The sequence below is a fragment of the Burkholderia sp. Ax-1720 genome (genome assembly GCF_011753035.1).
GTDB lineage: Bacteria > Pseudomonadota > Gammaproteobacteria > Burkholderiales > Burkholderiaceae > Burkholderia > Burkholderia gladioli.
This window is the reverse complement of sequence record NZ_VWWK01000075.1, coordinates 20,062-30,698: the sequence shown is the minus strand read 5'-3', so window position 1 is coordinate 30,698 and position 10,637 is coordinate 20,062. Positions and strand designations below refer to the sequence as shown.

The 10,637-nt window shown below is 66.3% G+C and carries 13 protein-coding genes; 10 read left to right on the top strand and 3 right to left on the bottom strand.

Features of this window, described 5'->3' with window-relative positions:
* The coding region (locus F3J18_RS37860; protein WP_205195517.1) for a hypothetical protein at positions 1 to 238 on the top strand (238 nt) is incomplete at its 5' end.
* Positions 239 to 261: 23 nt separating this feature from the next.
* Here F3J18_RS37860 and F3J18_RS21030 read toward each other — a convergent pair.
* Complete coding sequence (locus tag F3J18_RS21030) at positions 262 to 1,539, bottom strand: SGNH/GDSL hydrolase family protein (protein WP_166913983.1); 1,278 nt, start codon at positions 1,537 to 1,539, stop codon at positions 262 to 264.
* Between the two features lie 188 nt (positions 1,540 to 1,727).
* Between F3J18_RS21030 and paaA the strand changes: the two genes are divergently transcribed.
* The 8 genes from paaA (at position 1,728) to F3J18_RS20990 (ending at position 8,136) form a co-directional block, all read left to right on the top strand.
* Positions 1,728 to 2,738 carry a 1,2-phenylacetyl-CoA epoxidase subunit PaaA gene (gene paaA / locus F3J18_RS21025; protein WP_166913981.1) on the top strand — a complete coding sequence of 337 codons (1,011 nt, stop codon included), beginning with the start codon at positions 1,728 to 1,730 and terminating at the stop codon, positions 2,736 to 2,738.
* Positions 2,739 to 2,767: 29 nt separating this feature from the next.
* A complete protein-coding gene (gene paaB, locus F3J18_RS21020; protein WP_025101183.1) occupies positions 2,768 to 3,052 on the top strand; it encodes a 1,2-phenylacetyl-CoA epoxidase subunit PaaB in 285 nt (94 codons plus the stop codon).
* A gap of 7 nt (positions 3,053 to 3,059) precedes the next feature.
* The gene (gene paaC, locus F3J18_RS21015) at positions 3,060 to 3,866 is read left to right on the top strand and encodes a 1,2-phenylacetyl-CoA epoxidase subunit PaaC (protein ID WP_166913979.1); all 807 of its coding nucleotides are present in this window, start codon (positions 3,060 to 3,062) and stop codon (positions 3,864 to 3,866) included.
* A gap of 37 nt (positions 3,867 to 3,903) precedes the next feature.
* Complete coding sequence (gene paaD / locus F3J18_RS21010) at positions 3,904 to 4,452, top strand: 1,2-phenylacetyl-CoA epoxidase subunit PaaD (RefSeq protein WP_240154632.1); 549 nt, start codon at positions 3,904 to 3,906, stop codon at positions 4,450 to 4,452.
* Between the two features lies 1 nt (position 4,453).
* Positions 4,454 to 5,542, top strand: coding sequence for a 1,2-phenylacetyl-CoA epoxidase subunit PaaE (gene paaE, locus F3J18_RS21005; RefSeq protein WP_166913975.1), 1,089 nt, complete (start codon positions 4,454 to 4,456; stop codon positions 5,540 to 5,542).
* A 128-nt stretch (positions 5,543 to 5,670) separates the two neighbouring features.
* Complete coding sequence (locus F3J18_RS21000) at positions 5,671 to 6,492, top strand: DUF1835 domain-containing protein (protein ID WP_025101187.1); 822 nt, start codon at positions 5,671 to 5,673, stop codon at positions 6,490 to 6,492.
* Positions 6,493 to 6,591: 99 nt separating this feature from the next.
* Positions 6,592 to 7,197: a TetR/AcrR family transcriptional regulator gene (locus F3J18_RS20995; RefSeq protein WP_017919524.1), complete on the top strand. Its 606-nt coding sequence runs from the start codon at positions 6,592 to 6,594 to the stop codon at positions 7,195 to 7,197.
* Between the two features lie 291 nt (positions 7,198 to 7,488).
* On the top strand, positions 7,489 to 8,136 hold the full coding sequence (locus tag F3J18_RS20990; protein WP_013696340.1) for a GNAT family N-acetyltransferase: 648 nt from the start codon (positions 7,489 to 7,491) through the stop codon (positions 8,134 to 8,136).
* A gap of 130 nt (positions 8,137 to 8,266) precedes the next feature.
* On the opposite strand, the gene F3J18_RS20985 is transcribed toward F3J18_RS20990, so the two are convergent.
* The gene (locus F3J18_RS20985; RefSeq protein WP_017919523.1) at positions 8,267 to 8,761 is read right to left on the bottom strand and encodes an Lrp/AsnC family transcriptional regulator; all 495 of its coding nucleotides are present in this window, start codon (positions 8,759 to 8,761) and stop codon (positions 8,267 to 8,269) included.
* Positions 8,762 to 8,920: 159 nt separating this feature from the next.
* Between F3J18_RS20985 and hppD the strand changes: the two genes are divergently transcribed.
* Positions 8,921 to 10,018: a 4-hydroxyphenylpyruvate dioxygenase gene (gene hppD, locus F3J18_RS20980; RefSeq protein ID WP_025101189.1), complete on the top strand. Its 1,098-nt coding sequence runs from the start codon at positions 8,921 to 8,923 to the stop codon at positions 10,016 to 10,018.
* Between the two features lie 118 nt (positions 10,019 to 10,136).
* Here the strand turns inward: hppD and F3J18_RS20975 are convergent, their stop codons facing one another.
* Positions 10,137 to 10,334: a hypothetical protein gene (locus F3J18_RS20975; protein WP_025101190.1), complete on the bottom strand. Its 198-nt coding sequence runs from the start codon at positions 10,332 to 10,334 to the stop codon at positions 10,137 to 10,139.
* Between the last annotated feature and the right edge of the window lie 303 nt (positions 10,335 to 10,637).

The window sequence follows — 10,637 nt, the reverse complement described above, 5'->3', positions numbered from 1 at the left end:
GATCAACATTTCGCAGCGCGTCAACTACTTTTTTCAGCGCCGCGATCAACAGACTTCGTCGATCACTTCTCAGCCAAACGAATCAGCGGCCAACTGCTCAGGCGCTCGACTTGTCCAACCTTGCTTCCTCTTTCGTGCCGCGTTTCCGTTAGCGCGAAAGAGGCGTGATTCTAAGCAGGCTTTAGCAGGCACGCAAGTCTTTTTTAAGAACTTTGTTAAAAAAATTCGGGCACCATGACGGCGCTCGTTTTTCATCGCGACTCAACGCTGCTTCGCGGCCTCCAGCAGCTTGTCGATCGGCACCGCATCCGCCATGGCCGCATAACCTGCGTCGCTCGGATGGATGTTGTCTCCACTGTCGTAACGACGTTGCATGATCTGCGGTCGCGAGGGGTCGCGCAGCGCGGCATCGAAATCGACCACGCCATCGAACGCCCCCGAGGTCCGGATCCAGTGATTCACCTCGACACGAATCGCCTCACGCTCCGCAGGCAAGGACGCCGGCGTCAGCGTCGCACCAAACAAGGCGATTCCTTTCGCGTGGGCGCTCGCGATCAGATGGCGATATCCCTGGATCAAAGCCCGCGCATCGACCTTCGTATGCGGCGCATCGCAGTCGAGGCCGGCGCGCGGCGGCATCGCCTGGAAATTGATGTCGTTGATCCCGACCAGCAGCACGGCCGCCTTCACCCCCGAGCGGGCAAGGACATCGCGCTCGAACCTGCGCTCGAGCGCGACGCCATAACAGGCCGAGTCGCTCAGCAAGCGATTCCCGCTGATCCCGAGATTGACAACGCCCCATTGGCGCGCGCCGGCCGCGTCGAGCCGGCGATCGAGCCCGTCCGGCCAGCGCCGGTTGCGATTCAGGCTCGAACGCATGCCATCGGTGATCGAGTCGCCAACCGCCGCGATCGCACCTACCGCGTTAGGCCCGGCCTCGACCGCCAGTTCGCTGACCCAGGCTGACTGGGTGATCCGAACCTTATAGGCGTCCCCGCTCGTATCCGCGGCATGGTCGCCCGGCGTCGAGACATAGTTGATCTGGTTCGAGACGCGATGCCAGGCCGTCAGCTTCTGCTCGCCATGGACGAACAGGCTGATCGCATACGGCGCGCCGGCCTCCACCGGCAACGAGACCGGATCGCTGTCGCGCTCCTCGCCCGGCGCCAGCACGACATCGCGCCGCCCACCGAAGCTCAGTTGCGCGGCGATGTCGCCCCGCACCGCGGCCGTCCCCGCGGAACGCGCGATCCGCGCCGATCCGATCGACAACGGCGCTCGCCCATAGGCGTTGCTGATCCGCACCCTGATCTTGTCGCCGGCCGCACTCGGATAGACGATCTCGCGCAGCGTCCGACCCGCGACTTCAGGCGCTCTATATAGAGGAGGCGGCGAAGCCAGTTCAGGAATCGGCTGCAGCGCGGTGGCCCAGGCCGCCACCCAGCGCGACGCATCCCCATCCGCGGCGCTTGCCGCGCCAGCCCACCACAACGCAAGACCGCCGACAACGGCCGGCAACAAACGACGACGGAAACTCATGATTCGATCCGGCTCACCGGGAAGTACGGGAAAGTGGTCGATTGTGCCCGATATCGCCCCGGTTTTTGCATCGCCGCCGATCCAGGCCCAGTGGAGCGCAAGCCATCCGATATCTCTAAAAATTAATTAACCGACCGGACGGTTGGTTTATACTGCGCTCTACCTTCTCCCCGAACGGGACGATCGCCATGTATACGCAATCCCTCGACCTCCCCGGCCAGCCGGCCCCCGCCGACGCTGCTGGCACGAACGCCACCGCCTCTCCCGAGCAGGCGCGCTTCGACGCCGTGATCGGCGCCGACGGCAAGATCGAGCCGCAGGACTGGATGCCGGAGGCCTATCGCAAGACGTTGGTACGCCAGATTTCCCAGCACGCGCATTCCGAGATCGTCGGCATGCTTCCCGAGGGCAACTGGATCACGCGCGCGCCCAGCCTCAAGCGCAAGGCGATCCTGCTCGCCAAGGTGCAGGACGAAGCCGGGCACGGTCTTTATCTTTATAGCGCGGCCGAAACGCTTGGCGTCTCGCGCGACACCTTGGTCGACGCGCTGCACGCCGGCAAGGCCAAGTATTCGAGCATCTTCAACTACCCCACGCCGAGCTGGGCCGATGTCGGTGTGATCGGCTGGCTGGTTGACGGTGCCGCGATCATGAACCAGATCCCGCTTTGCCGCTGCACCTACGGCCCCTATGCACGCGCCATGATCCGCATCTGCAAGGAAGAATCCTTCCACCAGCGCCAGGGTTTCGACGCGCTGCTGGCGATGATGGCCGGCACGCCGGCGCAGCGCGAGATGGTCCAGCAGGCGGTGAACCGCTGGTGGTGGCCGGTGCTGATGATGTTCGGCCCGAGCGATGCCGATTCGGTCCACAGCAACCAGTCGGCCAAATGGGGCATCAAGCGGATCTCGAACGACGACCTCCGCCAGAAATTCGTCGACGCGGCGGTCGAGCAGGCCCGTGTGCTCGGCGTGAGCTTCCCCGATCCGGATCTGGCGTGGAACGAATCGCGCGGCCATTACGACTATGGCGTGATCGACTGGGACGAGTTCTGGCGTGTCGTCAACGGCGACGGCCCCTGCAACCGCGAGCGCCTCGCCACCCGCGTGAAGGCCCACGACGACGGCGCCTGGGTCCGCGAAGCCGCGCTCGCCCATGCCGAGAAACGCGCGCGCCGTGCCGAACGGCAGGCCGCCTGAAACCGCCCCTCATCCAGCAGGAGACAGACATGAAACAGGAATGGCCGATCTGGGAAGTATTCGTGCGCAGCAAGCAGGGGCTCGATCACAAGCACTGCGGCAGCCTGCACGCCGCCGACGCCTCGATGGCGCTGCGCATGGCGCGCGACGTCTACACGCGCCGCCAGGAAGGCGTGAGCATCTGGGTGGTGCCGTCGGCGGCGATCACGGCATCCGATCCGAACGAGAAGGCGGAGCTGTTCGAACCCGCCGGCGACAAGATCTACCGCCACCCGACCTTCTACACGCTGCCCGACGAAGTCAACCACATGTAAGCCCGCGATGACGACGAACCCGGCCTCCCATCTTGCCTACGTGCTGCGCCTCGCCGACAGCGCGCTGATCCTCGGTCAGCGCAATGCCGAGTGGTGCGGGCACGGCCCGATCCTCGAAGAGGACATCGCGCTGACCAACATGAGCCTCGACCTGGTCGGCCAGGCGCGACTGCTCTATGCCCACGCGGCCGACCTCGAACGCGCGCTGACCGGCACCGCGAAGACCGAGGACGACTACGCCTATTTCCGCGGCGAGCACGAATTCACCAACCTGACGCTGGTCGAGCTGCCGCATCACGGCCCCTTGAGCGGAACGGCCCAGGCCGACCGCGACTACGCCGTGACGATCGTGCGCAACTTCCTCTACGCGACGCTGATGCTGCACCTCTGGACCGCGCTCGAGGCCTCGAACGACGCCCAGCTGGCCGCGATCGCCGCGAAATCGATCAAGGAGACGCGCTACCACGAGCATCACGCGCGCGAATGGCTGATCCGGCTCGGCGACGGCACCGAAGCCTCGCATCGCCGCGCGCAGGCTGCGCTCGACTATTTGATGCCCTATACCCGCGAATGCTTTGCCGTCGACGCGGTCGAGCGCGAGGTCGCGACGGCCGGCATCGCGCCCGCTGCGGACACGCTCGAAGCCGCCTGGCGCGCCGACGTCGACGCGGCACTCGCCGAAGCCACGCTGGACGCACCGCCGCCGGTGGCGCACGTCAGCACCGGCAAGCTCGGCGAGCACTCCGAGCACATGGGCTTCCTGCTCGCGCAGATGCAGAGCCTGGCGCGCCAGCATCCGGGTGCGAGCTGGTGAGCTGAGCATGCACGCCGCCACGCCGACGAAAGCCGCCATGCCCGCGCCAGCCAACCCCGCCCCGGCCCCCGATCTCGTCGCGATCCGCGCCGCGCTCGACACCGTGCCCGATCCCGAGATTCCGGTGGTCTCGATCCGCGAACTCGGCATCCTGCGTGAACTGCGCGAAGCCGACGACGGCCTGCTCGAGATCGTGATCACGCCGACCTACTCGGGCTGCCCGGCCATGTCGCAGATCGCCGAGGACATCGAGGCCGCGCTCGCGCGGATCGGCGCGCCCGCCCACCGGATCGTCACCGTGCTGTCGCCGGCCTGGACCACCGACTGGATCAGCGAGGCTGCCCGCGACAAGCTGCGCGCCTATGGCATCGCGCCGCCGATCGGCAACTGCGGCAGCCCCGCCCCGAACCCCGGCGGCACCTCGAAAGTGATCCGCTTCGCGCCGAAACCCCCGGCCGCGCCGGCCTGCCCACGCTGCGGCTCGGTCCATACCGAGCGCCTCGCCCAGTTCGCGTCGACGGCCTGCAAGGCGCTCTATCGCTGCCTCGACTGCCGCGAACCCTTCGACTACTTCAAGCCCTACTGACATGGCGACTCCGCAATTCCATCCGCTGCGCATCCGCGAGGTGCAGCCCGAGACGGCCGACGCGGTGACGGTCTCGTTCGAGGTTCCGCTCGGACTGCGCGAGCAATATCGCTTCACGCAAGGGCAGTTCGTCACCCTGAAGGCGCACATCGACGGCGAGGAAACGCGCCGCTCCTATTCGATCTGCGTCGGCACCACCGACTACGAACGCGACGGCGAGTTGCGCATCGGCATCAAGCGCGTGCGCGGCGGCCGCTTCTCGAACTTCGCCTTCGACACGCTGAAGGCCGGCCACAGCATCGAGGTGATGACGCCCGACGGCCGTTTCTTCACGCACCTGAACGCCGAAGCCGGCAAGCACTACCTGGCCTTCTCCGGCGGTTCGGGCATCACGCCGGTGCTGGCCATCATCCGCACCACGCTCGAACTGGAGCCGCGCAGCCGCTTCACGCTGATCTACGGCAATCGCAGCGTCGATTCGATCATGTTCGCCGAAGGCCTGGAAGACCTGAAGAACCGCTTCATGCAGCGTTTCGCGCTCTACCACGTGCTGTCCGACGAGCAGCAGGACGTCGAGCTGTTCAACGGCGTGCTCGACCAGGCCAAGTGCGCGGCCTTCCTCGACACGCTGGTGCCGCCCGATTCGATCGACGAGGCCTTCATCTGCGGCCCGGCGCCGATGATGGACGCGGCCGAGGCCGCGCTGGCCGCGGCCGGCGTGGCGCCGGAGCGGGTCCACGTCGAGCGCTTCGGCACGCCGCTGCCGCAGGCCGGCGCGCCGGCGGTGGAAATCACCGAAACCACGCCGGCCGCCGCGCTCGAGATCGTGATCGACGGCAAGACGCGCAAGCTGCGCCTGCCCTACGAGGGCCCGAGCCTGCTCGATATCGGCCTGCGCGCGGGCCTGGCGCTGCCCTATGCCTGCAAGGGCGGCGTCTGCTGCACCTGCCGCGCGAAGGTGCTCGAGGGCGAGGTGCGGATGGACAAGAACTACACGCTCGAAGCGCACGAGGTGAGCGACGGCTTCGTGCTGACCTGCCAGTGCCACCCGATCAGCGACAAGGTGGTGGTCAGCTACGACGAACGTTGAGCGTCGTCATCGCCGCGCGCGGCGCGGTATCTCGTGACACGGCATCTCGCTTACACTAAGGGCCGCCAGACGGACCGGGGCACACCAGCCCGGCCGCCAGGCGGCCCTTCTTCGTTGATCTTCGGCAGATGAGCATTCTTCACGTCACCATCGGCGGCTCCGCCGCCGCCTCGCTACGCAACGCGCTGGCTTCGGCCGGCCGCACCGATTCCGTGGTCGAACTCCTCGACGATCTCGCCGTCGGCCCCTTGCGCGGCATCGACGACGCGTCCGCGACACGCGCCGCCTTCTGGGAAAAGCTGCTGCCCGGCGAGCTGTTCGACTGGCCCGCCCAGTTGGCCGGCGAACTCGACAAGCTGGCCGAGCTCGCGGCCGGCGCCGGCCAGGTGGTGATCTGGCACGCGCAAAGCGCCGCCGACCAGTTGATGCTGCGGCGCGTGGCCTACCACCTGCGCAACGCGCCCCAGCGGCTCAACGAGGTGCGGCTCTCGGTGGCCGATCTCGACGCCGACACGCGAGAGCGGATCGGCGAGCGCCCGGTCTCGACGGGCCTGTTCTCCCCCGAGCATCTGGCCGCGAAACTGCCCGAAGCCGCGCCGATCTCGGTGCTGCGCATCAGCCGGCTCGCGCTCGAATGGCAGGAGGCCAAGCAGGCCAACGCCGAGCTGCGCTACTGGATCGACAACACCTTCAAGAGCGGCCATTACGCCGATATCGACGCGCTGGTGCTCGAACATGCCGGGGAAGACTGGCAGCCGGCCGCGCGCGTGGTGGGCGCGGTGATGGCCTACGCCGACCGCGGCCACCTGGTGGTCAGCGACAGCGTGGCGTTCTGGCGCTGCCGCGAACTGGTCGCGGCGGGCCGCCTCGAGCTGCAGGGCGAGAATCCGCATGTCGACCGCCTGCGCGAGATCTCGCTGCGCGCGGTGCCTGCCGACGCGCTGCACTGAAGCACCGGCGGGCCCGCGCCCGCCCTTGCGTACAATTCCCTTGGCGCACTATCGCGCCAACGGGCGGCGCCCCGCCGCCCGACCTTTTCGATCCACGCCATGGCCCGCACCCGAGCGCCCGACCACGAATCCCAACGCGAGCAGATTCTCGACCTCGCGGCCGCGAAGTTCGCGCAGACCAGCTACCCCAGCACCTCGATGACCGACCTCGCCGCCGCCAGCGGCACCTCGAAGGCGCGTCTCTACCATTACTACGAGGGCAAGGAAGCGATCCTGTTCGACCTGCTCGACCGCTACACCACGCGGCTGATGCTGATCATCGCCGAGGTCGAGGGGGCCAGCCAGCGCCGCGGGCTCAGCGAGCGCGACGCCTTCGCCGAGCTGATCCGCGCCTTCCTGGTCGAATACGAAACCTCGCACAGCCGCCACGTGGCGCTGCTCAACGACGTCAAATACCTCGAGAACACGCAGCGGCAGGTGATCCTCGATCGCCAGCGCGATATCGTCGCCGCCTTCACGCGCCAGATCGAGCGCGCCTACCCGGGCCGCGTCTCGAAGCAGAACCAGACCTCGGTCACCATGATGGTGTTCGGCATGATCAACTGGACCTTCACCTGGCTGAAACCGGGCGGCCGCCTCGGCTACCGCGATTTCGCCGAGCAGGTGATCGAGCTGATCGAGCGAGGGCTCGGCGGCGAGGCCTGAGCGAACCCCGGGCCGCCGCAGGGGGCCGGAAGGCGAGAAAACAAGGGACAAATACTGCGGAGCAGCAAACGTGCCGCGAGCGTTGCGCCCAAGGCACATGTGGCACATCGCCACATATATCATCTGATGAAACGATTATCGCCAAAAAATCAAAAACTTCCGGCGATCGTTGCATATCTTTAGAAGACCTCCTCCACACGAATCCGGGTTTTCCCTGATCCGACGTGTACCGTTCGGTTAGAATGCTGCTGCATTGCACAACCCGGCTGTACGGTCTCTGAGGAACCCACGATGAACACGCTCCCTCTCCGCCCCGCCGACCCGATCGGCAAGGTCGGGCAGGCGCCGGTTCTCGTCCGGGAACTGGCTTCCACCGACCGTGAGCAGATGCTCACGCATTTCATGGCGCTCGACGATGAAGATCGCCTGCTGCGCTTCGGCCAGATCGTGCCGAACCACGTCATCGAGAATTACGTGCGCACCATCGATTTCGGCCGCGACACCGTGTTCGGCGTGTTCGACGCCGCGCTCGAGCTGGTCGGCGTCGGCCACCTGGCCTACCTGCCCGACGAGGGCGACAAGCGCACCGCCGAATTCGGCGTCTCGGTGCTCGAATCGGCGCGCGGCCAGGGGGTCGGCACGCGGCTGTTCGAGCGCGCGGCGATCCGCAGCCGCAACACCCACGTCTCGACGCTCTACATGCACTGCCTGTCGCGCAACGCGACCATGATGCATATCGCGAAGAAGTCGGGCATGCGGATCGAATACGCCTGCGGCGAGGCCGATGCCTACCTGTCGCTGCCGCCCGCCGACCACTCGACGATCATCGCCGAAATGCTGCAGGAGCAGGCTGCCGTGTTCGACTACGCGATGAAGCGCCAGGCGCGCCGCGCCACGCAGATGTTCGAATCGATGCTGCCGGCGGGGCTGGCCGCCTGAGGCCCGAATCCTCCGGGCCGCCCCGGCCCGGCAGTCTTGCCGCACCAAAATCCAGAATCCAGAACGGGCGGCCCGCAAGCGGGTCGCCCGTTTCGTTGACCGCCGTCATGCTCCGCCCGCGCCGAGGAAATCAGCGGATCGGCAGCGCCGTGGTTTCCTTGAAGCTCTCCAGCGCGAAGCTGGTCTTCACGTCGATCACCGAGGGATGGTGCAGCAACTGCTCCTGCACGAAGCGCGAGAAATGCGCCATGTCCTCGACCTGCACGCGCAGCAGGTAATCCATGTCGCCCGTCATCGCGTGGCAGGCCACCACCTCGGGCCAGGCCTGCACGGCCGCGCGAAAGCGCTCCGAATGGGTGGCGCCGCCCTCGCCGGCGGCCACGCCGCCGCGCTTCTCGAGCCGCACGCTGACATAGGCCAGCAGGTCGAGCCCGAGTCGCTTCGGGTCGAGCAAGGCCACGTAGTTGGTGATCACGCCCATTTCCTCGAGACGCCGGATCCGGCGCAGGCAGGGGCTGGGCGACAGGTTCACGCGCTCGGCGATCTCCTGGTTCGACAGCCGGCCGTTCTCCTGCAGGATCGCCAGGATCCGCCGGTCGATGGCGTCCAATTCGACACGCGCCATTTTTCTCCCCCAGTTCGATTGTTATTGGTTGAAAGTTGCGCAATCGTATCGGGGCACGATTAATTTCGCAAGTAATTGCCCGCATCGCCCGCCTACACTGTTTTGCATGCGGCGGCTCGCCGCCCCCACGATCGATGTATCCGAACATCAGGAGACAGCATGCAAGTTCCCACCTGGGACAATCCCGTCGGCACCGACGGCTTCGAATTCATCGAATACACCGCGCCGGACCCGAAGGCACTCGGCCAGCTGTTCGAGCGCATGGGCTTCCGCGCGATCGCGCGTCACCGCCACAAGGACGTCACGCTGTACCGCCAGGGCGAGATCAACTTCATCATCAACGCCGAGCCCGATTCCTTCGCGCAGCGCTTCGCCCGCCTGCACGGCCCCTCGATCTGCGCGATCGCGTTCCGCGTGCAGGATGCCGCGCAGGCCTATCGCCGCGCGCTCGAACTCGGCGCCTGGGGTTTCGACAACAAGACCGGCCCGATGGAGCTGAACATTCCCGCCATCAAGGGCGTCGGCGACTCGCTGATCTACTTCGTCGACCGCTGGCGCGGCAAGAACGGCGCGCAGCCCGGCAGCATCGGCGACATCGGGATCTACGACGTCGATTTCGAGCCGATCCCGGGCGCCGACCCGGCCCCCGTCGGCCATGGCCTGACCTATATCGACCACCTCACCCACAACGTCCACCGCGGCCGGATGGCCGAATGGGCCGAGTTCTACGAGCGCCTGTTCAACTTCCGCGAGGTGCGCTACTTCGATATCGAGGGCAAGGTGACGGGCGTGAAGTCGAAGGCGATGACCTCGCCCTGCGGCAAGATCCGCATCCCGATCAACGAGGAAGGCTCGGACACGCCGGGCCAGATCCAGGAATATCTCGACGCCTATCACGGCGAGGGGATCCAGCACATCGCGCTGGGCAGCGACGACATCTATCGCACCGTCGACGGGCTGCGCGGCAGCGAGGTCAGCCTGCTCGACACCATCGACACCTACTACGAGCTGGTCGACCGGCGCGTGCCCAACCACGGCGAGCCGCTGGCCGAGCTGCGCAAGCGCAAGATCCTGATCGACGGCGCGCACGACGACCTGCTGCTGCAGATCTTCACCGAGAACCAGATCGGGCCGATCTTCTTCGAGATCATCCAGCGCAAGGGCAACCAGGGTTTCGGCGAGGGCAACTTCAAGGCCTTGTTCGAATCGATCGAGCTGGACCAGATCCGGCGCGGCGTGGTGCAGGACAAGGCCTGACGGCCAGATGCCGAGGCGCCGCCGGGCGCGCGACCGGCAATGAAAAAGGGCGGAAATCGCAAGATTTCCGCCCTTCTCGTTATCAGGCAAGACGACGACGCGCGGCGCCGGCTCGATCTCAGGCTTTCGGCGCTCCGCTCACCTGCGTGGTGGCCGTCACGCCGGCCGGCGCGATCGCGTCGCCCGCGGGCGTGATCTGCAGCATCGGCGCGCTCGCCGCGGCCAGGGCGCTCGCGCCTTGCGAGCGCAGCGGACCGGTCATCGCGAAGAACGCGGTCGACACCATCAAGAAATTCTGGATATGACGCGTATTCATGGAACCTCCGTTGTATCAGCCGGCTGGCTCTCTCCATTCCAGGGCCATCGTTGGGGCCCGACCATTGCCGGCAGCGCAATAGACTAAACGGAAACCCCCGGCGCGGCCCGGGGCTTTACATGCTTTTACATGATGTAACGCAGGAAATCGCAGGCAGATCGCAAGGATTCGCCACAAAAAACGCAACAAACGGCGGGTTTCCACCAGTGATACCATTTTCCGAAACCCGCCAATATGGCGCCCCGGCCAATGTGCGTCCACAAGACGCCGATGCCGACAGTTTTGGTGATCCCAAACGGGTGG